We start from the raw sequence: 21,773 nt of genomic DNA on the forward strand, positions 1-21,773 counted from the left end.
GTGGCAAGAGAGAAACGTAAATTAGAACATATTGAATACGCTCTTTCCACTGGACAGTCTCGTACACATGGCTTTTGTGATATTGAATTCGTCCATAAAAGCTTACCAAATTCAAGTTTTGAAAGTGTTACATGTGAAACTAAAATCGGCGAACTTTCACTAAGTTCGCCGATTTTTATCAATGCGATGACTGGTGGTGGAGGAGAGCGTACATTACACATTAATGAACAACTGGCCTATGTAGCAAAACATCATCACCTTGCGATGGCCGTCGGTTCCCAAATGGCAGCGTTAAAAGAGAAAAGAGAAGTAGACTCGTATCGAATTGTAAGAAGAGTAAACCCGAATGGTATTGTGTTTGCAAACTTAGGAAGCGAAGCAACAGTTGAACAGGCAAAATGTGCTGTTGATATGATTGAAGCGAATGCTTTGCAGATTCATTTAAATGTGATTCAAGAATTAACGATGCCAGAAGGAGATCGAGATTTTAAAGGTGTATTAAAACGAATTGAAAACATTGTCCTTACTTCTGAAGTTCCTGTTATTGTGAAGGAAGTAGGATTTGGGATGAGTAAAGAAACGGTTCAGCAGTTAGCTAACATAGGTGTAACAGCGATAGATATTGGTGGTCAAGGCGGTACAAACTTTGCTGCTGTAGAAAATGAAAGAAGAAACCGTATGCTCTCTTACTTTAATGATTGGGGCATTCAAACAGCTTCTTCTATAATAGAAGCATCCTCTACAAACAATACCCTCTCTCTCATTGCATCAGGTGGAATCCAAACGGCACTTGATGTAGCCAAAGCGATTGCTTTAGGAGCACAGGCAACGGCTTTTGCGGGCTATTTTTTGCGGATATTGATGAATGAAGGCATGGATACATTAATCGAAGAAGTAGAATTGTTACATACCGATTTACGATTTATCATGACAGCTCTTGGGGCGAAGAACATTTTAGAACTCCAGCAAGTTCCTCTTGTTGTGAAAGGTGATACATATCATTGGTTAACGCAGCGTGGCATTGATACGATGTATTATAGTCAGAGGTAACAGGGAATCTTTTTAATCTTTTATCCCGCTATTTTCGGGCAGTAAGACTCCCACCTCAAGATGCAGAAAGAAGCAAGGAAGATAGGTGGGAGTAGGGCTGCCCGTAACAGCCCGATTGGTGAGGGCTTACAAATAAGGAAATAGGAAAAGAACGTTGTATTTCTATTTCCATAGCGAAAACACATGTTATTAATATATACGAATATAAAAGTTTCCAATCGTGTAGAAGCAGTAAAGAAAGCGTTAGAACTTGGGGTTATCACGAAGAAGAACTGAAAAAACAGCTAGTATGAGCTGCTTTTTCAGTTCTTTTTTAATGCTGATTTTGCTTGCGAGCTTGCTCCGGTGTATCAAGCCCTGTGGCACCTGGATATTGAAGTGACTGATCACGATCGGATTCAACGCGGCGCGATTGTTTTAGTTTCTTTTCTTGGCGATCTTTTCCCATTGCTGCACCTCCTTATTACAAAGTGTTGCTGATATACGAAAAACTATACTGAAAGAAGAAAGAGATTAATTTTTATAAAAAGCTCCCATAATGGAAATGATAGGAGGGAAAAATATGGATGGAGGTTATTTTTATTTTTTGGCATGGATGGGCTGGATTATTACTACGTTTTTTATGAAAAAAGAATCCATTAGGTGGAAAATGAGTGCTTTTATTTTATTCCTGATTATTTGCTCGCAATTTACATTTTCCATCGCGTCTTTCTCAATCTCGATGAACGCCCTTTTTATTAGCATCATTGCTTTCGGAATCGTTGGAATATATTCGGTATGGAAAAAGTTGTACACGCTGTTTTCAGCTCTTATTGTTGCGATGCTATATACGAGTTTTCATTTATTAGAAGTGTATGACCCAATTTGGATTATAATCAACCGAACCTTGATGTTAAGCGCAGCTCTTGTATATGCATCTGTGTTATTGCATCGAGATCGCTTATTACGTCTTTGTACTTTATATATAGGAATGATACAGGGAGAAATCTTAGTAGCGTTTATCTTTCGTAAGCTGCATTTTCCGTATGAACTTGGCAGTTTGCTGTTTTTTGATAGTATCGCTGTTTCTACGCTATTTGTAGCTATTTTATTTTTGATTACGAAAGTCTCTGCCCTTACTGGGCAATTTAGAAAAAAACATGTAAAAGAAAGGCAAGGATAATACATGACTGAATATACACCAGCCATTTTGTGTGGCGTTATTGCGGGAACAATCACAAGAATCTTTATGCTTCGTACAGATACGAGGCAATATCCTACTCGTCTGCATGGGAAAATTATTCACATTGCGATGGGGTTAATTGCAGCCGCTCTTGGGGCGATTGCGATTCCATCTATTTTGAAGAAAGATTTTTCAGCAATTACATTTCTAACATTAGCGGCATCACAATTTCGAGACGTGCGAAATATGGAACGAAATACATTGCAACAATTAGATGGATATGAGCTTGTACCGCGCGGGCATACGTATATCGAAGGGATTGCGTTAGTATTTGAAAGCCGCAATTATTTAGCGATGTTAACATCGTTTGTAACAACCCTCACTTATATCGGATTTCGTTCATGGGTAGCTGGCATCATCGCTGGTATCGTGTGTTTCTTTATTGCTAAAATATTAATGTCAGGCAAAAGGTTGCGTGATCTTGTCGAGATTGAGCATGTGCCACTTCGATTTGAAGGGGTGGGACTGTATATCGATAACATTTATATGATGAATATTGGGTTGCCAGCGAGGCAAGAAGAAATTATGAAGTATGGAATGGGGTTTATTTTAAAGCCAAAATCGATTGATGCAAGAGTTACAATTTCTAATCTTGGACAAAGGCAAGCGATATTACATGACGTTTCGGTAGCGCTAGGTATATTTAGAGATTCCGGAACGCCTGCTTTAGTGCCATTGGCAAAACGTGATTTGGAAGATGGAAGAGTAGGGATATTTGTGCTTCCCCAAGATCAAGATGTGGAAAAAGCCATCGCCGTTATAGGGAATGTCCCAACATTAGAAAGTGCGGTTCATATGTCATCTGAAGCTCCAAAAAGAAGGAGAGATGTGAGATGATTTTGGAAAGTTATATTCTTGCTGTTATTACAACAACGCCAGAAAAATTTGCTGGAGGAGCGCCGCTATTTGTTTGTGAATCGAAAGAAGAAATGGAGTTTGTTGCAAACAATTTAGAAGCCATTTTAGATGGAATTGCTCATCGCTTACAAGAGAATGTATATATTATTGTGAAACATTAGTAACGTATGATATAATATGAGATGTTTTGATATAATGAGACATATTCTGGAATGCAAATCCCTTCTTGCACAAAGAAGGGTTTTTTACATAATAAACAGAAGCAAGTTGAAAGGATGAGAGCATATGCCAAAACCAGTAGTGGCAATAGTGGGACGCCCGAACGTAGGGAAATCCACTATTTTTAATAGAATTGTTGGAGAAAGAATTTCTATTGTTGAAGATATTCCGGGAGTAACACGAGATCGTATTTATAGTGCCGGAGAATGGTTAAATCATGAATTTAACATTATTGATACAGGTGGAATTGATATTGGAGACGAGCCATTTTTGACACAAATTCGTCAACAAGCAGAAGTAGCGATTGACGAAGCGGACGTTATCATTTTTATGACAAATGGCCGCGACGGTGTAACGGCAGCTGATGAGGAAGTAGCGAAAATTTTATACCGCTCTAATAAACCTGTTGTACTTGCGGTAAATAAAGTAGATAATCCAGAGATGCGCAATGAAATTTATGACTTTTATGCATTAGGATTTGGAGAGCCGTTCCCAATTTCAGGTACACATGGGTTAGGGCTAGGGGATTTACTTGATGAAGTAGCGCAGCATTTTCCTAAAGTAGAGGAAGAAGAATATGATGATGAAACGATCCGTTTCTGTCTCATTGGTCGTCCAAATGTAGGGAAATCATCACTTGTCAATGCGCTTCTTGGTCAAGAACGTGTTATTGTAAGTAATGTGGCAGGAACAACGCGTGATGCTGTCGATACGCCATATACGAAAGATGGCCAAGATTATGTCATTATTGATACAGCTGGAATGCGTAAAAAAGGGAAAGTGTATGAGAGCACCGAAAAGTATAGTGTACTTCGTGCATTACGAGCAATTGAACGCTCTGATGTTGTCTTAGTCGTATTAGACGGCGAAGAAGGAATTATTGAACAAGATAAAAAGATTGCTGGATATGCGCATGATTCAGGACGAGCTGTTGTGATCGTTGTGAACAAGTGGGATGCAGTGAAAAAAGATGAGAAGACAATGAAGGCGTTTGAAGATAATATTCGTGCTCATTTCCAATTCTTAGATTACGCTCCGATTGTATTTTTATCTGCAAAAACGAAAAAGCGTACGCAAACATTGCTGCCAGTTATTAATCAGGTGAGCGAGAGCCATAACATCCGTGTACAAACGAATGTATTAAATGATGTCATTATGGATGCGGTAGCGATGAACCCAACGCCAACACATAACGGTAGCCGATTGAAAATTTTCTATGCAACACAAGTAGCGGTGAAACCACCAACATTTGTTGTGTTTGTAAATGATCCAGAATTAATGCACTTTTCATATGAGCGTTTCTTGAAGAACCGTCTTCGCGAATCGTTCGGATTTGTAGGAACGCCAATTCGAATTATTGCTAGAGCAAGAGACTAATGGAGAGGATGTGATTTTATGACAAAAATCACAGTAATAGGAGCAGGTAGCTGGGGGACAGCGTTAGCGATGGCATTAGCTGACAATGGTCATGATGTACGAATTTGGGGGAATCGTCCTGAGCTTATGGATGAAATAAATACAAAGCACGAGAATAAACGATATCTTCCGGGGATTACATTGCCAAGCACAATCGTAGCCTACTCTTCTTTAGAAGAAGCGTTAGTGGATGTAAGTACGGTACTTTTAGTTGTACCAACGAAAGCGTACCGAGAAGTACTGCAAGATATGAAAAAAGTGATTTCAGGACCAATGACTTGGATTCATGCAAGTAAAGGAATTGAACCTGGAACATCAAAACGAATTTCAGAGATGATTGAAGAAGAAATTCCAGAACATCTTATTCGAGATGTTGTTGTGTTATCAGGGCCAAGCCATGCGGAGGAAGTTGCTCTTCGCCAAGCGACAACAGTTACTTCGGCTGCGAAGCGGATGGAAGCAGCTGAAGAAGTACAAGATTTATTTATGAACCATTATTTTCGAGTATATACGAACCCGGATATTATCGGAGTAGAACTTGGTGGAGCGTTAAAGAATATTATTGCGCTAGCTGCTGGGATTACAGATGGACTTGGGTTAGGTGATAATGCGAAGGCAGCTTTAATGACACGCGGATTAACGGAAATTGCCCGTCTAGGAAGAAAGATGGGCGGGAATCCTTTAACATTTGCAGGCTTAACAGGAATGGGTGACTTAATTGTGACTTGTACAAGTGTGCATAGCCGCAACTGGCGAGCTGGAAATATGCTCGGTAAAGGACATTCTTTAGAGGAAGTACTCGATAGTATGGGAATGGTCGTTGAAGGGGTTAGAACGACAAAAGCTGCTTATGAATTAGCAGAAAAAATGGAAGTTGAAATGCCAATTACAGCGGCTTTATATGATGTATTATTTAATGGGAAAAACGTGAAAGATGCAGTTGGTTCATTAATGGGCCGTGTTCGTAAGCATGAAGTTGAAGCGATACCTGATTTATCTCGCTAAGTCTCTCGCTTCAAGAATGAGGAACAGTCCGATTGGTGAAGGTTAATAATCAGCGGGGACACTGATTCAAGTTCAAGTGTCACTCTATCTTAAAAAAAGCGACAAAAGTGCAAATACACTTTTGTCGCTTTTTTTATAGGTTCTTTCACCATTTTTTCTTTTTTGCATAGGATAAAGAGTAACTTGAGGAGAGGGTGAAGGAAAATGGATCATAACATTTTCAATAACATTGAGAAAGAAGCGAAAGTGAACAAAGAAGATATTTTTAAATTAGCATCATCTGTGCAAAATGCCAATTTACGAGATGAGAAAGTGCTGCGTCAATTAATTCATCAAGTGGGAGCAATAGCAGGGCGCGAAGTACCAAAAGAACAGGAAGATCAAATTGTAAAAGCGATTATTAATAATAATATGCCAACAGACTTTAACTCGCTAAGCAAAATGTTTAAAAAATAAAGGATAGGAAACACAGTGTTTATCGATTGCATATAATAGTTTTGAAAAATGGGAATAGAGGGCTGTTTGGGGCGTATTTGGTCAACCGAAGTGAATCCGTTCACTTCGGTTTTATAGTGTTATTTTTTGAAAAACATGTTATAGAAATGAAAATAAAAGGTTAGGAAGAGCAATTGGTAATAAAAAAATATATTTGTTTAAATTTTTTAATTTGTTAAAATAATATAAAAACCATTAATGAATAAAGAGGTGTGTATATGTCTGAGGGGCTTATGAAAATGTGGTTTTCTTTGGGGGCAATGGGGTTTATGTTCATTGCAGTTATCTTTATTTTGCTGAGTCGGCATAAAATAAAGAATAAATTTTTGAAAGGGGTTACAGCTAGTATTGCGTATACACTTATGATTGTATCTGGCATTGTTATTTTTCTTGTTGTGTTTAGCGGACCGGTGGAGCAATAAAGAGAACATTATTTTTTAATAGGTGCTCACCAATCCTACGTAATAATATAGCGACTTTCGAAAGGATAACGATGAAGAAAAGAAGGTTAGCAAGGGCATAAAGGGTGAATGTTTCATGAAAAAAATTTATATTATTTTAATATTTTGCTGTACAAGCATGTTAGTTGGATGTATGTACCCGCGAGAAAATATGAAGCGAAACGAAGTTCCTTATGAAGATCAATTACAAATGGTTCAAAAGGCAGTTGATACATATAAGGAACAAAATAATGGGCTACTTCCTATTAAGACGCGTGACATGAATACACCACTATATCAGAAATATCCTATTGATTTTCAAAAAATAGCACCGCGTTATATACCGGAGGCACCGGGAAATGCTTATGAAAGCGGTGGTGTATATCAATATGTATTGGTGGATGTTGAAACAAATCCAATGGTAAAATTAATTGATGTAAGAATGGCAGAGAAAATTCGTGATATTACGCTAAAATTGCGGATGTATCGTGATGAACATCAGTATCCTCCTTATAAAAAAGTGATTGCTGATGGAGTATATGAACTTGACTTTAAGAAGATGGGGTATAAAGATGTACCACAGGTAACGAGTCCTTACTCTGGAAAAGGGTTACCGCTTGTCATCAATGAAAAAGGACAAATATTTGTCGATTATCGAATGGATTTATATGAAATGCTGCAAAAAAATAAAGGGACTGCTAAGGAGGGAGACGATATTCGAAATATGCTATTTAAGGATTCGCCGTTTGTACCTGCTTATTCTCTACCTTATACAGTAAAAGATGGAGAACCAATTTTTTTTTAATGATAAGTCATGAACCTTTCTTTTGGCGAATAAGTTCTAAAAGAAAGGTTTTTTCATGTAATCCAACTTATGATATAAACAAAAAGTTTTTTTTAAATAGTCATATGAAATTAGGACAAAATCATATGATATATTATCCGAATCTCTATAATATCTAAGATATTCATAGAGAACAGCATATGCATGGTTCGTTCATGGAAAATGAATTATTCCCAAAAATCTTGAGGGAGGGAATCACTTGGAAAAGGTAGATATTTTTAAAGACATTGCTGAGCGCACAGGCGGTGATATTTATTTTGGGGTGGTAGGAGCTGTTCGAACTGGAAAATCAACGTTTATTAAGAAATTTATGGAGTTAGTTGTTATTCCAAACATTGAAAATGAATCTGATCGTCAACGTGCACAAGATGAATTACCCCAAAGTGCTGCTGGACGTACCATTATGACAACTGAACCAAAATTTGTTCCAAACCAAGCGGTTTCCATACAAGTTGATGACGGTCTTGAGGTAAACGTTCGGTTAGTAGATTGTGTGGGATATACAGTTCCTGGAGCGAAAGGCTATGAGGATGAGAATGGTCCGCGCATGATTCATACACCTTGGTATGAAGAACCGATTCCATTTCATGAAGCTGCAGAAATTGGAACGCGTAAAGTGATTCAGGAACATTCTACTATTGGGGTTGTCATTACAACTGATGGAACGATTGGTGAAATTCCAAGGCGCGACTATATAGAAGCAGAAGAACGAGTTGTAAATGAGTTAAAAGAAGTTGGAAAACCATTTATCATGATTATTAATACAGTACAGCCATATCATCCAGATACAGAGCAGTTACGACAAAGCTTATCTGAAGAATATGATATTCCCGTTATTGCGATGAGTGTGGAGAGTTTAAGAGAAACAGATGTATATAATGTACTTCGTGAAGCACTATTTGAATTTCCTGTCTTAGAGGTGAATGTTAATCTTCCAAGCTGGGTGATGGTATTAAATGAGGGGCATTGGTTACGAAAAAGTTATCAAGAGGCTGTTCAAGAAACGGTAAAAGATATAAAACGACTTCGTGATGTAGATCGTGTCGTTTGGCAGTTTAGTCAATACGAATTCATTGATCGAGCAAGTTTAGCAGGAATTGATATGGGGCAAGGGGTAGCAGAAATTGATTTATATGCACCAGATGAATTATATGATCAAATTCTAAAGGAAGTTGTAGGAGTAGAAATTAGAGGGAAAGATCATTTATTAAAGCTCATGCTAGACTTCTCTCATGCCAAAACAGAATATGACCAGGTGTCAGATGCTTTACGAATGGTAAAGCAAACGGGTTATGGTGTGGCGGCTCCAGCTTTAACAGATATGAGCTTAGATGAACCGGAAATCATTCGCCACGGTTCACGATTTGGTGTTAAGTTAAAGGCTGTTGCGCCATCTATTCATATGATTAAAGTGGATGTTGAATCTACATTTGAGCCCATTATCGGTACAGAGAAGCAAAGTGAAGAACTTGTGCGTTATTTAATGCAAGATTTTGAGGATGATCCGCTATCAATATGGAATTCTGATATTTTTGGGCGTTCACTTAGCTCGATTGTTCGTGAAGGAATTCAAGCAAAATTATCATTAATGCCAGAAAATGCCCGCTATAAATTGAAAGAAACATTAGAGAGAATTATTAACGAAGGATCTGGTGGATTAATTGCGATTATATTATAATGAAAATCCCTCTGCGTGCAGAGGGATTTTACACTTTGGTAGAGTATATACTTGAAAAATAAATAGTCATTATCTAATACTTTATTGTATATTGTCAAGTTTCAACAGATTTTCGCATTTTCAGAGCAACAAATTCCTTAAAAATATTGAATTATAAAGAAGAATCGTATAATATAGGCGTTGATAATGATTTATCTACGTCTTTGTAGTATAGAATTTGTAAAAATTGCCTACAAATGAAAGTAAGACTCATTTTATGATCATTATACAGTCTTATCTTTGGGAGGAGGTGAATGGCATGAACAAGACAGATTTAATCAATGCTGTTGCAGAAGCAAGTTCCCTTTCTAAAAAGGACGCAACAAAAGCAGTTGACGCTGTTTTTGATTCTATCTTAGAAGCTTTAAAACAAGGTGACAAAGTACAATTGATCGGATTTGGTAATTTCGAAGTTCGTGAGCGTGCGGCTCGTAAAGGTCGCAATCCACAAACTGGTGAGGAAATTGAAATCGCGGCAAGTAAAGTACCTGCATTTAAACCTGGTAAAGCGTTAAAAGATGCGGTTAAATAATCCTTACATATTACAGGGAAGAAGAGTTTCCTTTTAGGAGGCTCTTCTTTTTGCTTTTAAAAACATAAATATGCTAGAATGTGTTCGTATCATTTTTAGGTTTCTTGGGAGGGCTAGCGGATGGCAAAAGTTAACTTAGAGCAAATTGAACATGCAGTGCGCCTTATTTTAGAGGCGATTGGTGATGATCCAAATCGTGAGGGAGTACTGGATACACCAAGACGAGTTGCAAAGATGTATGCAGAAGTATTTTCAGGAATGCATGAGGACCCAAAAGAACATTTACATAAAGTATTTGGGGAAGATCATGAAGAACTGGTATTAGTAAAAGATATTCCATTTTACTCAATGTGTGAGCATCACCTTGTTCCGTTTTATGGAGTTGCGCATGTGGCATATATCCCACGTGGCGGAAAAGTAACGGGCTTAAGTAAGTTAGCTCGTACTGTAGACACGATTGCGCGCCGTCCACAGCTGCAAGAGCGTATTACATCAACAGTAGCAGACTCTATCATGGAAGTGTTAGAACCGCATGGTGTTATGGTCGTGGTGGAAGCAGAACATATGTGTATGACAATGCGCGGTGTGAAAAAGCCGGGTGCTAAAACAGTAACCACAGCTGTACGTGGTGTATTAGAAAACGATGCAGCAGCACGCAGTGAAATTTTGTCTTTTATTAAGTCTAAGTAAAGAAAAGCGGGAAACTGCTTTTCTTTTTTATTTATGAGTAGTGGAAATTAGTGAGGAATGAAGAACAACGTACATGAATGAATGCTTCACTTTATTTGAGACAACCAAGTTTTCATTATAGAAAATCAAATGTATGTGTTATAATAGGTTTTATGAATTAGAAAACAAGGGTGATTTTTTGTGTGTGACATCTACAGAGGATATGCGGATATAAAGGAGCAGTTGTTAGAAAAACTGCGCCATCCTTATTTTATAAATTATATTGAGGAACCATTTATTGATGAAGAAAAGGTAGTACTTTTATACACCGCTTTAAAGAATGCAAATTTACATAAAGAACAAATTGAACATTATGTAGTAACAATCATGCTTGTACAAATTGCGCTTGATACACATGAAAAAGTATCGAATAAGGCAGATCAAGAAGCAAGTGAATCTCATAAGTGTCGTCAACTTACAGTTCTTGCAGGAGATTATTATAGTGGTTTGTATTACTATTTATTGTCAATGAATTGTGATATTGTTTTAATTCGTGCACTTGCAGAAGGTATTAAAGAAATTAATGAGCATAAAATCATGCTGTATCAGAAGGCATATCACACAGTAGATGAAATCATTGAAAGTGTTATGACAATCGAATCGGCGCTTTTACAAAAAACGTGTGATCATTTTCAAATATCACATTGGAAACTGTTTGTAGCACATGTATTAGGGAAAAATCGTCTTCAAAAAGAGTATCGATTGCATGCTGAAAAACAAAATGCACCTGTTTTTGAAGCGGTTCGAGCCATTTTATTAAATGATGATGAAAAAAATGTGAAGACCGTCTTTGAGGATTGGTTAGAAAAATTGAACAAGCAGAAACAAATATTTTTGAAAAATCATAAAGAATTTGGAGATATCGTTTCTACTTTAAAAGGCAAATTGAACACTTAAGCAATTTTATATTGGAAGAAGGGTAAGAGCATGCAGCAATCAAAAGAAGAAAGAGTACATGATGTCTTTGAGAAAATCTCTGATAAATATGATGTAATGAATTCAGTAATTAGTTTTCAAAGACATAAAGCGTGGCGCAAAGAAACAATGCGCATTATGGATGTTAAACCTGGTAGTAAAGCATTAGATGTATGCTGTGGAACCGCAGATTGGACGATTGCACTTGCGAATGCAGTAGGGCCAAATGGTGAGGTGAAAGGTTTAGACTTCAGCGAAAATATGCTAGCTGTTGGGAAAGAAAAGGTGAAGGCTTTAGGATTAGAGCAAGTAGAACTTATGCATGGGAATGCGATGGAACTTCCATTTGAGGATCATACATTTGATTACGTAACAATTGGATTTGGTTTGCGGAATGTTCCAGATTATATGCACGTATTGAAAGAAATGACACGAGTAGTCAAACCTGGTGGAAAAGTCATTTGTTTGGAGACATCACAACCAACGATGATTGGTTTTCGTCAAATATATATCTTATATTTCAAATATATAATGCCGTTATTTGGAAAAATATTTGCGAAAAGTTATAAGGAATACTCCTGGCTTCAAGAGTCAGCAAGTACATTTCCAGGAATGAAGGAATTAGCAAGAATGTTTGAAGATGCTGGACTTGAGCGAATACAAGTAAAACCATTTACCTTTGGAGTAGCTGCTATGCATTTAGGGGTTAAGCCAGAATCAGAGTAGAAAAAAGATGTTTTAGGTTAAGGTGAACAATATGAAGTTACAACTTATGTACTCTTTTTTACGATCAGATATTAATGTGATAGAAAAAGAATTAAAAAAGACGGTTGCTTCTGAGCAACCGTTAGTGGAAGAAGCAGCATTGCAACTGATTGAAGCTGGTGGGAAACGAATTCGTCCTGTATTTGTACTTCTTGCAGGGAAATTTGGGGAATATAAATTAGATGCGATTAAGCATGTAGCGGTTGCATTAGAACTTATTCATATGGCATCCCTTGTTCATGATGATGTGATTGACGCTGCTCTATTGCGACGTGGCAGTGCAACAGTGAATGCAAACTGGGGAGATCGTATTGCGATGTATACGGGAGATTATTTATTTGCAAAATCTCTTGAATGCATTACGAATCTAGAGGTTCCAGAAGCTCATCAAGCCTTGTCTTATACAATTTTAGAAGTATGTAAAGGTGAGATTGAACAAATTAAAGACAAGTATAATTATGATCAAAACTTACGAACATATTTGCGTAGAATTAAGAGAAAAACGGCGCTACTCATTGCCGCGAGTTGTCAGTTAGGTGCAATTGCTTCTGGGGCAAGTCGCGATACGGTAAATCGCTTGTTTTGGTATGGGTATTTTGTCGGCATGTCGTATCAAATTATCGATGATATTTTAGATTTTGTTTCGACAGAAGAGAAACTTGGCAAACCTGCTGGTGGAGATTTATTACAGGGGAATGTTACACTTCCAGCTTTGTATGCGATGGAAGATTCGAAGCTTCGAGAGAAAATTGTATCTGTTCATGAAAATACAACAGCAAGCGAAATGAAGGAAATAATCCATGCTATTAAAATGAGTCCGGCAATTGATCGAGCATTTGCATTTAGTGAACGTTATTTACATAAAGCTTTAGAAGTGATTAAACCATTGCCTAGAGGACAGGCGAAATATGCTTTGCAAAATGTAGCAAAGTATATTGGAAAAAGAAAATTTTAATATTTTTTCTAAAAAACAAAAAAATCTCTCTATTTCAAAACTATTGCACAATTACGATAAGGGTGTTAATATGTGTGTGGGGATATACAATTACATACATAATTCAGAAGTGGAGAGATTTTTTTATGGAAAAAACATTTCTAATGGTAAAACCAGACGGCGTACAACGTGCCTTCATTGGGGAAATTGTAGCTCGTTTTGAGAAAAAGGGCTTTCAATTGGTTGGTGCGAAATTAATGCAAGTTACTCCAGAAATTGCAAAGCAACATTATGCTGAGCATGTGGAAAAGCCTTTCTTTGGTGAATTAGTAGATTTTATTACATCTGGACCGGTGTTTGCAATGGTATGGCAAGGAGAAGGTGTAGTAAATACTGCTCGTAACATGATGGGGAAAACAAGACCACATGAAGCGGCACCAGGTACAATTCGTGGCGATTTCGGTTTAACAGTTGAGAAAAATGTAATCCACGGTTCTGATTCTTTAGAAAGTGCTGAACGTGAGATTGGTATTTTCTTCAAAGAAGAAGAGTTAGTAGATTATTCAAAACTAATGAATCAATGGATTTATTAATTATTTTAAAATAATTTGTAAACGCTTTAATCACTGTGATAATAGTGAAAAGTGCAAGAGGATGATGATTTCCTTCTTGCACTTTTTTCGTTTCTAATAGTTACGAAGCTAAGTTTAGTGTGATATATTGATACATAAAGTAAACGTTCGATTCATAAAGAGCTTTCCTTTTGACAATTAACGGAATCGAAAATTATATTTAAACAAATAGCGTGTTCTACCATGCGATTTCCGTTTTTTAGCATGGCGCGTGGAACATTGCTAGAACATGAAATACATATAAGAAAAGAGGAATAACCGATGAGATATATAACAGCTGGTGAGTCACATGGTCCGCAACTGACAACGATTTTGGAAGGGATTCCGGCAGGTTTACCTCTAGTCGCGGATGATATAAATGCCGAGTTAGCGAGACGACAAAAAGGGTACGGCCGAGGAAGACGCATGCAAATTGAAAAGGATCAAGTTCAAATTGTAAGTGGTGTCAGACATGGTCAAACAATTGGAGCACCCATTGCACTTATTGTAGAAAATAAGGATTTTGCCCATTGGACGAAAATTATGGGAGCAGCCCCTTTAACTGAGCAAGAAAAAAAGGAAATGAAACGACAAATTACAAGACCAAGACCAGGGCATGCCGATTTAAATGGTGCCATTAAATATGGTCATCGAGATATGAGAAACGTACTTGAGCGTTCTTCCGCACGTGAAACAACAGTGCGAGTAGCGGCAGGCGCTGTGGCAAAGAAAGTGTTAGCAGAGCTTGGCATTAAAGTGGCAGGACATGTCATCGAAATTGGTGGTGTGCGCGCTGAACAAACGACTTACGAAACGATTGAACAACTGCAAGAAATTACCGAAGCATCTCCTGTTCGTTGTTTAGATGGAGAAGCTGGGAAAAAGATGATGCAAGCGATAGATGATGCGAAAGCAAGTGGCGATTCTATTGGTGGTATTGTAGAAGTTATTGTTGAAGGCATGCCAATTGGAGTTGGCAGCTATGTGCATTATGATAGAAAGCTTGATGCGAAATTAGCAGCAGCAGTTATGAGCATTAATGCCTTTAAAGGTGTGGAAATTGGTATTGGATTTGAAGCAGCTCATCGTCCAGGAAGTCAAGTTCATGATGAGATTCTTTGGAACGAAGAAGAAGGGTACACGAGAAGAACGAATCATGCTGGCGGTCTAGAAGGTGGTATGACAACGGGCATGCCAGTTGTTGTTCGCGGGGTTATGAAACCTATTCCAACATTATATAAACCCCTCCAAAGTGTTGATATTGAAACGAAAGAGTCTTTCTCAGCAAGCATTGAGCGCTCTGATAGTTGTGCTGTACCAGCGGCAAGTGTTGTAGCGGAAGCAGTTGTTGCATGGGAGCTAGCTACAGCTTTAGTGGAGCAATTTGGAGCAGATCGAATGGATTGTATTCGTGAAAATATTGAGCGACATAATGAATACGCGAGGGAATTTTAATGGAAAGTATACACATTCAAACAACATCCAAAAAATATGATGTATATGTTGGCAAACATGTCCTATCCTCTTTAACAGAGGTTGTTCAACGTATGAAACCAGCTGTTTCAAATGTTATGATCATTTCTGATGAATCTGTTGCAACCTTGCATTTACAAAAAGTAAAAGAGGCTTTGCAAATAAAGCAAGATGTGTTTTCATTTGTTATTCCAAGTGGAGAAAAAGAAAAGTCATTTGAAAATTTCTATGCAGTCCATACAGCGGCACTTGAGAACAAGCTCGATCGTAATTCATTAATAATTGCACTAGGTGGCGGAATGATTGGCGATTTAGCAGGATTTGTAGCAGCTACATTTATGCGGGGGATTCGCTTTGTTCAAGTACCCACAACACTGTTGGCACATGATAGTGCAGTGGGCGGGAAGGTGGCCATTAACCATCCTTTAGGGAAAAACATGATCGGGGCGTTTCATCAGCCAGAAGCGGTGTTATACCATACGCCATTTCTAGATTCATTACCTGAAAAAGAATGGCGCTCTGGCTTTGCTGAAGTAATCAAACACGCTTTAATCGGAGATGTAGAATTATATCATTGGTTAAAAAACAATGTGACAACATTGGCGGATTTACGAGATGATAAATTAGTTTATGTATTAAAACGTGCAATCCCTGTCAAAGCGAAGATTGTAGCGCAAGATGAGACAGAAAAAGGGGTGCGTGCACATTTGAACTTTGGGCATACATTAGGACATGCCTTAGAAAAAGAATCGGGATATGGCAATATCACGCATGGTGACGGTGTTGCAATCGGCATGTTATTTGCCATATTTTTAAGTGAACAAATGTATAAGATTGACCTCAGGTATAAAGAATTAAAACAGTGGTTTTTGCAGTATGGTTACCCGAGCATACCAAGGCATTTGAAGGTGGATCGTCTTGTAAATGTTATGAAACAAGATAAAAAAGCAAATGCTGGAACAATTCGTATGGTACTTATGCAGGAATATGGGGGCGTACATGTCGTATCTATTTCAGATAAGACCGTTCACACTTCATTAGAAGCATTTCAAAAAGATATGGTACTAGGTGAAGAAATGAATTTTGAATGATGGTGACGGTTGGAAAAGAGTATGTAGTATAAGAAACGGCTTCTTATATTGCCGCTGATTAAACAAAATGACTGGGGGAAGAAAAATGAAAGTGAAAGAGCAGTTGTTCAGTTTAAATGCGTATGTACCTGGCAAAAACATTGAAGAAGTAAAGAGGGAGTATGGACTATCGAAAATTGTTAAGCTAGCATCGAATGAAAATCCATTTGGTTGTTCGAAACGTGTAAAAGAAGCACTTGCTTTATTAAATGAGCAATATGCACTATATCCAGATGGCGCTGCATTTGAACTTCGTCAAAAGGTAGCAAATCATCTGAAAGTGCAACCAGAGCAACTTCTATTTGGTAGCGGATTGGATGAGGTTATTCAGATGATTAGTCGTGCTTTATTACATAAAGGCACAAATGTTGTGATGGCGAGGCCAACTTTTTCTCAATATCGTCATCATGCTATCATCGAAGGGGCTGAAGTTCGTGAAGTACCGTTAAAAGATGGGGTTCATGACTTAGATGCTATGCTTGAACAAGTAGATTACAATACGCGCATTGTCTGGGTCTGTAATCCGAATAATCCGACTGGTACATATGTAGAAAAGCAGAAATTACTTTCATTTTTAGAGAATGTTCCAAAGTCATCGCTCGTTATTATGGATGAAGCATACTATGAATATGCAGGTGCTGAAGATTACCCGCAAACATTACCACTTCTTGAAAAATATGAAAACCTTATGGTGTTACGTACATTTTCGAAAGCTTACGGATTAGCTGCTTTTCGGATTGGATATGCTGTAGGATACGCGGAGTTAATAAAGAAGTTGGAAGTAGCAAGATTGCCATTTAATACATCGACTGTTGCGCAAGTCGTGGCATCAGTGGCAATAGACGATCAATCATTTCTACAAGAATGTGTGAAAAAGAATGCGGAAGGTTTAGAACAATATTATCAATTTTGTAAAGAATATGATGTGTTTTATTATCCATCTCAAACGAATTTCATTTTCCTAAAGATTGGTCTTCCGGGTAACGAAGTGTTTGAGAGATTAATGAAAAAAGGATATATTGTTCGATCAGGTGCACCGTTTGGTTTATTGGATGGTATTCGTATTACAGTTGGTTTAAAAGAAGAGAACGCTGAGATTATTGCGTTGCTTGCGAATCTCGTAAAAGAACATGTGAAGAAAGAAGAAACATACTCTTAATTGATTATAGCGGCCTCCTATAAGGGGAGCCGTTTATTTTATTCCGCTATTTTAGGGGAATAAGACTCTCGCTACGTGATTTAGGAAGAAACAATTGAATTGGTGCAAGCGAATATCGATACTTGTAGCCCGATATGTAATGTATGAAACGATGTTGTGAAAAGTTTCGTTTTATGTGTTTGCACGGCAGAGAAAGAAAGCTGTACAATAAAGATAGATAATACATATATAAGTAAGTACACATATAGGAGGGCAAAGGATGGCAAATATAAGGCGAGAAAAAGGGTTAAATGGAACGATTACGATACCTGGAGATAAATCGATTTCACATCGCGCTGTCATGTTTGGAGCGATAGCGGAAGGTACAACAAAAGTTTCAAATTTTTTATTAGGAGAAGATTGTTTAAGTACCATTGCATGTTTTCGAAAACTCGGTGTGAAAATTGATCAAAGTGGAAATGATGTCACGATATATGGAAAAGGATTAACTGGATTGCAAGAGCCCAAAGAGGTATTAGATGTGGGAAATTCGGGAACGACCATTCGCCTTATGCTCGGTATTTTAGCAAATGTACCTTTCCATTGTACAATCATAGGCGACGATTCTATTGGAAAACGTCCTATGAAACGTGTTACAGATCCTCTTCGTGAAATGAATGCACAAATAGATGGTCGAGAAGATGGACAATATACGCCATTATCGATTCGAGGCGGGAATATAAAAGGGATACATTATGATTCTCCTGTTGCAAGTGCACAAGTAAAATCAGCAATTTTACTTGCTGGATTAAAAGGAGAGGGCGTTACAACAGTAACGGAACCACTACAATCACGCGATCATACTGAGCGTATGCTCCGTGCATTTGGCTGTACAGTGGAAGTAACGGGCCAAACAGTTTCACTGCGAGGAGGACAATCCCTCATAGGGACGGAGATTGAAGTGCCTGGTGATATTTCTTCAGCAGCCTTTTTCTTAGTTGCAGGTGCGATTGTTCCGAATAGTAAAATCGTCTTGAAAAATGTTGGCTTAAATCCAACGAGAACAGGGATTATAGACGTTTTACAAAAAATGGGGGCAATTCTTTCGGTTGATCATGTACGAAATGAAGAATTTGAGCCATGTGGAGATATTACAATTGAAACTTCAAAATTACAAGGAATCGAAATTGGAGGCTCGTTAATTCCAAGATTAATTGATGAAATTCCTATTATTGCTTTACTAGCGACACAGGCAACTGGCACAACCGTTATTAAAGATGCTGAAGAATTAAAGGTAAAAGAAACAAATCGTATTGATACAGTTGTACAAGAACTAAAAAAGCTAGGAGTAAAAATTGAAGCGACATCAGATGGTATGATTATATATGGAAATCAGAAGCTACAAGGAGGGATTGTTGATAGTCATGGGGATCATCGCATTGGGATGATGCTTGCGATTGCTTCTTGTATCGCTGATGGCGAGGTTGAAATACAAAGAAGTGATGCGGTTTCTGTATCTTATCCAAACTTTTTTGATCAGTTGGCATCTTTGTAAAGAAAAGGAAGGCACTTTCTTTGAGAAAATTCTTTTCCATTTCTTTTAGTTGCTTAGTAGTCAACTGTTGTTTATGATTAAGTGAATAGATGAGAATATTTTTAGGTTAAAGGAGATATATATGCAAAAGTTTGAACAAGCTGTTTCCTATATTGAAAATGGAGAGGTAGAAAAAGGTTTACAGCAATTAAAAGAACAGGTGAAGCAAGGGACGGACGAGGAGAAATACGATATTGCTCGCTATTATCATACACTTGGGTTTGTAGATGAAGCGCTCGCGATTGCAGAGGATTTACACCTTCTATATCCTGAAGAAAGTGAATTTACAATATTTTTAGCAGAGCTATATATTGATTTAGATAAAGAAGATGAAGCAATTGAGGTACTTCATGATATTCCTGAAGATGACGATTTTTATGTACAATCTTTATTACTTGTTGCGGATTTATTCCAAATGCAAGGATTTGATGATGTTGCCGAACAAAAACTATTAAAGGCGAAAGAAATCATGCCAGAAGAGCCTGTCATTATATTTGGTCTTGCTGAATTGTATAGCAGTAAAGGAGAAGAGAAAAAGGCGATTCAGTATTATCAATCATTACTTGCCGAACATAAAGTAATGGGAGGCGTTATTATCGCTCTTCGCCTTGCAGAAACGTTAAGTGCGGTTGGAAATTGGGAAGAAGCAATCCCTTATTATGAAGAAGGATTAGAAGAACAGAAAGATATTCATTCTTTATTCGGATATGCATTTACTCTTTATCAAGGAGAAGAATATCAACGAGCGATTAGTGTTTGGCAAGAATTGAAGGAATTAGATCCAGAATATGCATCATTATATATGTATTTGGCGAAATGCTACGAAAAAGAAGGGATGCTTCAAGAAAGCTATGAAACACTTCACGATGGTATTAAAGTCGATGAGTTATCTGTGCCGCTTTATGTAGAATTGGCAAATATTGCAGCGAAGCTAGGAAAGATGGCGGAAGCAGAGGAAGTTCTTCAAAAGGCTCTGCGATTAGATCCAGGACATTTAGGAGCAATATTAAAATATGTCTATATCTTAAAAGGGCAAGAAAAATACGAAGAATTAATTCGTGTTGTAGAAAATGCAAGAGAAAGTGGAGAGCAGGATGCGCAATTACTTTGGGATCTTGCATTTGCTAAAAAACAATTAGAAATGTATTCGGATGCATTAAAACACTATGAAAGTGCATATACTTCTTTTAAGAATCATCCCGATTTCTTGGAAGAGTACGGTTACTTCTTATTAGAAGAAGGGATGCGAAAAGAGGCGAAAGAAGTATTTACACGCTTAATACAACTAGATCCGACACAAATTCATATTGAGGAATTGTTATATAATTTAGAGGATTTTTCATAAGTTGGAAGGAAACTGAATGCTACTTCTTGAATCTAAATAAAAAAAAGAAAGACAGAGGAGGGACTTAGGCGCTATGAATACCCCTGTTTCTGTAAACGAGAAGAAGGATTTTGTGAAATGGTTTTTAAATAATTACCAACTGAAACAGCGTGAATGTGTATGGATTTTAAATTATTTAATGAGTCATGATCAATTAATGCATAAAGTTCACTTTGTAGAACATGCAAAATATTGTCCGCGTGGCTTGATCATGTCAGCTAATTGCGTGAAAGAAACTCCGTTTCATTTTTTTAAACAAAATGTAATGACAACGGATGCGGAAAAATCTTTTCATGACATTCGTCTCAATCGGGATGAAGATATTTATATTCAACTTAATTTTAAATCGTCGTTTCAAAACCCAAATTATGTGGCGGTATTGGAGGAAAATCCATATTTACCAAAGCATATTGAAGTAAACGAGAAGGATCGTTTACTTGCAGAACGCTTTTTAGAAGAAAGTGTTTTTTCATTCCGAAGAAATCGTCTTTTAAAGCAAATTGACGAGGCGTTAGACAATCATGATCAAGAAGCTTTTCAGAGACTAACAGCTGAATTGAAAACTTTATAACTGTTTGTGCTGCTTATTCCGTATTTTATGGGAAGCGAGACTCCGCCTTAAGACGTAAGCGATAAAAAAGAGGGTAAGAAATAGGCGTAGGGATGAAGAAAACTTCTGGTGATTAAAATTTTATTTTTGATAACTTTCCGACTATTCTAAGAAAAACTACCTATATTGGGTAGTTTTTCTTTTTTTACCTGTTTTAGTATGGTTTAATATATATAAAGTGAAAGTTCTGTCATTTGTGTAGAGATTTAGGAGAAGGAGGGATGAAAGTTGAGATGGGCTGTAAAAGATGCAGAACAGTTTGTACAAGCAAGGGAATATGTAGATACATGTATTATACCTCTTCTCTCAATTTCAGTAGCGAAAGAGATGAAGGCGCTTGTAGAACAAGGGGAATTTATTGAGGTTTTGAGTATGGAATTAGAAAGAGAATATAAAGGCAGAGTCTTGTTATTACCGGCCTTTACTTACTTAGCGGAAAATCAAGAAAAAGAGAAAGAAAGATTGGAAGGATGGACGAATCATTTACAAGAGCAAGGGATACAGCATATTGTGTATGTGACAAGTGACTTCGCTTGGAAACAAGCTAATGTATTACAAGGACAATTATTTTGGTTGCCGGCTATATCATTCGATCAACTTAGTGATCAAGCAAAAAGAGAAGTCATTCATGCTCATATTAAAAATATAATGGAATTATTAACTGAAAAATGGAAAAATATAAAATAAATATA

At 37.3% G+C, this 21,773-nt stretch carries 23 protein-coding genes and 1 pseudogene; 23 read left to right on the plus strand and 1 reads right to left on the minus strand.

The window, feature by feature from the left end:
- Window positions 1-1,050, plus strand: coding sequence for a type 2 isopentenyl-diphosphate Delta-isomerase (gene fni, locus MR059_RS01035; RefSeq protein WP_011984297.1), 1,050 nt, complete (start codon window positions 1-3; stop codon window positions 1,048-1,050).
- Between the two features lie 313 nt (window positions 1,051-1,363).
- Here the strand turns inward: fni and MR059_RS01040 are convergent, their stop codons facing one another.
- Window positions 1,364-1,498 carry a YpzI family protein gene (locus MR059_RS01040; protein ID WP_003206535.1) on the minus strand — a complete coding sequence of 45 codons (135 nt, stop codon included), beginning with the start codon at window positions 1,496-1,498 and terminating at the stop codon, window positions 1,364-1,366.
- A 114-nt stretch (window positions 1,499-1,612) separates the two neighbouring features.
- Here MR059_RS01040 and MR059_RS01045 point away from each other — a divergent pair.
- The 22 genes and pseudogenes from MR059_RS01045 (at window position 1,613) to MR059_RS01150 (ending at window position 21,768) form a co-directional block, all read left to right on the plus strand.
- Window positions 1,613-2,223: pseudogene (locus MR059_RS01045) on the plus strand (YphA family membrane protein).
- Entirely contained in the window at window positions 2,216-3,109 is an 894-nt protein-coding gene (locus MR059_RS01050; protein ID WP_011984299.1) for a YIEGIA family protein, read from the plus strand. Before MR059_RS01045 ends, MR059_RS01050 begins: the two are co-directional and overlap by 8 nt.
- Window positions 3,106-3,291 (plus strand): capping complex subunit for YIEGIA, encoded by a 186-nt coding sequence (locus MR059_RS01055; RefSeq protein ID WP_011984300.1) that lies wholly within the window; start codon window positions 3,106-3,108, stop codon window positions 3,289-3,291. The genes MR059_RS01050 and MR059_RS01055 overlap by 4 nt, the downstream gene beginning before the upstream one ends.
- A gap of 124 nt (window positions 3,292-3,415) precedes the next feature.
- Window positions 3,416-4,726, plus strand: coding sequence for a ribosome biogenesis GTPase Der (gene der, locus MR059_RS01060; RefSeq protein ID WP_011984301.1), 1,311 nt, complete (start codon window positions 3,416-3,418; stop codon window positions 4,724-4,726).
- 18 nt (window positions 4,727-4,744) lie between these two features.
- Complete coding sequence (locus MR059_RS01065; protein ID WP_242161383.1) at window positions 4,745-5,770, plus strand: NAD(P)H-dependent glycerol-3-phosphate dehydrogenase; 1,026 nt, start codon at window positions 4,745-4,747, stop codon at window positions 5,768-5,770.
- 204 nt (window positions 5,771-5,974) lie between these two features.
- Window positions 5,975-6,226 carry a stage VI sporulation protein F gene (locus MR059_RS01070; protein ID WP_011984303.1) on the plus strand — a complete coding sequence of 84 codons (252 nt, stop codon included), beginning with the start codon at window positions 5,975-5,977 and terminating at the stop codon, window positions 6,224-6,226.
- A gap of 257 nt (window positions 6,227-6,483) precedes the next feature.
- Window positions 6,484-6,687, plus strand: coding sequence for a DUF2768 domain-containing protein (locus MR059_RS01075; RefSeq protein ID WP_011984304.1), 204 nt, complete (start codon window positions 6,484-6,486; stop codon window positions 6,685-6,687).
- Between the two features lie 115 nt (window positions 6,688-6,802).
- Window positions 6,803-7,510 (plus strand): hypothetical protein, encoded by a 708-nt coding sequence (locus MR059_RS01080; protein ID WP_242161385.1) that lies wholly within the window; start codon window positions 6,803-6,805, stop codon window positions 7,508-7,510.
- A gap of 238 nt (window positions 7,511-7,748) precedes the next feature.
- Window positions 7,749-9,227 carry a stage IV sporulation protein A gene (gene spoIVA, locus MR059_RS01085; protein WP_011984306.1) on the plus strand — a complete coding sequence of 493 codons (1,479 nt, stop codon included), beginning with the start codon at window positions 7,749-7,751 and terminating at the stop codon, window positions 9,225-9,227.
- A gap of 298 nt (window positions 9,228-9,525) precedes the next feature.
- The gene (locus tag MR059_RS01090; RefSeq protein ID WP_001043860.1) at window positions 9,526-9,798 is read left to right on the plus strand and encodes an HU family DNA-binding protein; all 273 of its coding nucleotides are present in this window, start codon (window positions 9,526-9,528) and stop codon (window positions 9,796-9,798) included.
- Between the two features lie 120 nt (window positions 9,799-9,918).
- Entirely contained in the window at window positions 9,919-10,488 is a 570-nt protein-coding gene (gene folE, locus MR059_RS01095) for a GTP cyclohydrolase I FolE (RefSeq protein ID WP_011984307.1), read from the plus strand.
- Between the two features lie 180 nt (window positions 10,489-10,668).
- Complete coding sequence (locus tag MR059_RS01100) at window positions 10,669-11,424, plus strand: heptaprenyl diphosphate synthase component 1 (protein ID WP_011984308.1); 756 nt, start codon at window positions 10,669-10,671, stop codon at window positions 11,422-11,424.
- 30 nt (window positions 11,425-11,454) lie between these two features.
- On the plus strand, window positions 11,455-12,168 hold the full coding sequence (locus MR059_RS01105; RefSeq protein WP_011984309.1) for a demethylmenaquinone methyltransferase: 714 nt from the start codon (window positions 11,455-11,457) through the stop codon (window positions 12,166-12,168).
- Between the two features lie 31 nt (window positions 12,169-12,199).
- Window positions 12,200-13,162: a heptaprenyl diphosphate synthase component II gene (gene hepT, locus MR059_RS01110; protein ID WP_011984310.1), complete on the plus strand. Its 963-nt coding sequence runs from the start codon at window positions 12,200-12,202 to the stop codon at window positions 13,160-13,162.
- A 125-nt stretch (window positions 13,163-13,287) separates the two neighbouring features.
- Window positions 13,288-13,734 carry a nucleoside-diphosphate kinase gene (ndk, locus tag MR059_RS01115; protein ID WP_011984311.1) on the plus strand — a complete coding sequence of 149 codons (447 nt, stop codon included), beginning with the start codon at window positions 13,288-13,290 and terminating at the stop codon, window positions 13,732-13,734.
- 300 nt (window positions 13,735-14,034) lie between these two features.
- Window positions 14,035-15,207: a chorismate synthase gene (gene aroC, locus MR059_RS01120; RefSeq protein ID WP_011984312.1), complete on the plus strand. Its 1,173-nt coding sequence runs from the start codon at window positions 14,035-14,037 to the stop codon at window positions 15,205-15,207.
- On the plus strand, window positions 15,207-16,316 hold the full coding sequence (gene aroB, locus MR059_RS01125) for a 3-dehydroquinate synthase (RefSeq protein ID WP_011984313.1): 1,110 nt from the start codon (window positions 15,207-15,209) through the stop codon (window positions 16,314-16,316). Before aroC ends, aroB begins: the two co-directional genes overlap by 1 nt.
- 85 nt (window positions 16,317-16,401) lie before the next feature.
- Window positions 16,402-17,514 carry a histidinol-phosphate transaminase gene (gene hisC, locus MR059_RS01130; RefSeq protein ID WP_242161387.1) on the plus strand — a complete coding sequence of 371 codons (1,113 nt, stop codon included), beginning with the start codon at window positions 16,402-16,404 and terminating at the stop codon, window positions 17,512-17,514.
- Between the two features lie 259 nt (window positions 17,515-17,773).
- Complete coding sequence (aroA, locus tag MR059_RS01135) at window positions 17,774-19,048, plus strand: 3-phosphoshikimate 1-carboxyvinyltransferase (protein WP_242161389.1); 1,275 nt, start codon at window positions 17,774-17,776, stop codon at window positions 19,046-19,048.
- A gap of 121 nt (window positions 19,049-19,169) precedes the next feature.
- Window positions 19,170-20,432: a tetratricopeptide repeat protein gene (locus MR059_RS01140; protein ID WP_048722573.1), complete on the plus strand. Its 1,263-nt coding sequence runs from the start codon at window positions 19,170-19,172 to the stop codon at window positions 20,430-20,432.
- Window positions 20,433-20,505: 73 nt separating this feature from the next.
- Complete coding sequence (locus MR059_RS01145) at window positions 20,506-21,042, plus strand: ReoY family proteolytic degradation factor (RefSeq protein WP_011984317.1); 537 nt, start codon at window positions 20,506-20,508, stop codon at window positions 21,040-21,042.
- A gap of 267 nt (window positions 21,043-21,309) precedes the next feature.
- Complete coding sequence (locus MR059_RS01150) at window positions 21,310-21,768, plus strand: YpiF family protein (RefSeq protein ID WP_011984318.1); 459 nt, start codon at window positions 21,310-21,312, stop codon at window positions 21,766-21,768.
- Window positions 21,769-21,773: the final 5 nt, after the last annotated feature.

This window comes from Bacillus cereus group sp. BfR-BA-01522, assembly GCF_022662635.1.
GTDB classification, from domain to species: Bacteria; Bacillota; Bacilli; order Bacillales; family Bacillaceae_G; genus Bacillus_A; species Bacillus_A cytotoxicus.

What these genes read in the sequence shown, in the direction of transcription:
- MR059_RS01040 (WP_003206535.1), bottom strand. Translation starts at nt 1,498, where the DNA reads ATGGGAAAAGATCGCCAAGAAAAGAAACTAAAACAATCGCGCCGCGTT.
- MR059_RS01050 (WP_011984299.1), top strand. Translation starts at nt 2,216, where the DNA reads ATGACTGAATATACACCAGCCATTTTGTGTGGCGTTATTGCGGGAACA.
- MR059_RS01055 (WP_011984300.1), top strand. Translation starts at nt 3,106, where the DNA reads ATGATTTTGGAAAGTTATATTCTTGCTGTTATTACAACAACGCCAGAA.
- der (WP_011984301.1), top strand. Translation starts at nt 3,416, where the DNA reads ATGCCAAAACCAGTAGTGGCAATAGTGGGACGCCCGAACGTAGGGAAA.
- MR059_RS01065 (WP_242161383.1), top strand. Translation starts at nt 4,745, where the DNA reads ATGACAAAAATCACAGTAATAGGAGCAGGTAGCTGGGGGACAGCGTTA.
- MR059_RS01070 (WP_011984303.1), top strand. Translation starts at nt 5,975, where the DNA reads ATGGATCATAACATTTTCAATAACATTGAGAAAGAAGCGAAAGTGAAC.
- MR059_RS01075 (WP_011984304.1), top strand. Translation starts at nt 6,484, where the DNA reads ATGTCTGAGGGGCTTATGAAAATGTGGTTTTCTTTGGGGGCAATGGGG.
- MR059_RS01080 (WP_242161385.1), top strand. Translation starts at nt 6,803, where the DNA reads ATGAAAAAAATTTATATTATTTTAATATTTTGCTGTACAAGCATGTTA.
- MR059_RS01090 (WP_001043860.1), top strand. Translation starts at nt 9,526, where the DNA reads ATGAACAAGACAGATTTAATCAATGCTGTTGCAGAAGCAAGTTCCCTT.
- folE (WP_011984307.1), top strand. Translation starts at nt 9,919, where the DNA reads ATGGCAAAAGTTAACTTAGAGCAAATTGAACATGCAGTGCGCCTTATT.
- MR059_RS01105 (WP_011984309.1), top strand. Translation starts at nt 11,455, where the DNA reads ATGCAGCAATCAAAAGAAGAAAGAGTACATGATGTCTTTGAGAAAATC.
- hepT (WP_011984310.1), top strand. Translation starts at nt 12,200, where the DNA reads ATGAAGTTACAACTTATGTACTCTTTTTTACGATCAGATATTAATGTG.
- ndk (WP_011984311.1), top strand. Translation starts at nt 13,288, where the DNA reads ATGGAAAAAACATTTCTAATGGTAAAACCAGACGGCGTACAACGTGCC.
- aroC (WP_011984312.1), top strand. Translation starts at nt 14,035, where the DNA reads ATGAGATATATAACAGCTGGTGAGTCACATGGTCCGCAACTGACAACG.
- aroB (WP_011984313.1), top strand. Translation starts at nt 15,207, where the DNA reads ATGGAAAGTATACACATTCAAACAACATCCAAAAAATATGATGTATAT.
- hisC (WP_242161387.1), top strand. Translation starts at nt 16,402, where the DNA reads ATGAAAGTGAAAGAGCAGTTGTTCAGTTTAAATGCGTATGTACCTGGC.
- aroA (WP_242161389.1), top strand. Translation starts at nt 17,774, where the DNA reads ATGGCAAATATAAGGCGAGAAAAAGGGTTAAATGGAACGATTACGATA.
- MR059_RS01140 (WP_048722573.1), top strand. Translation starts at nt 19,170, where the DNA reads ATGCAAAAGTTTGAACAAGCTGTTTCCTATATTGAAAATGGAGAGGTA.
- MR059_RS01145 (WP_011984317.1), top strand. Translation starts at nt 20,506, where the DNA reads ATGAATACCCCTGTTTCTGTAAACGAGAAGAAGGATTTTGTGAAATGG.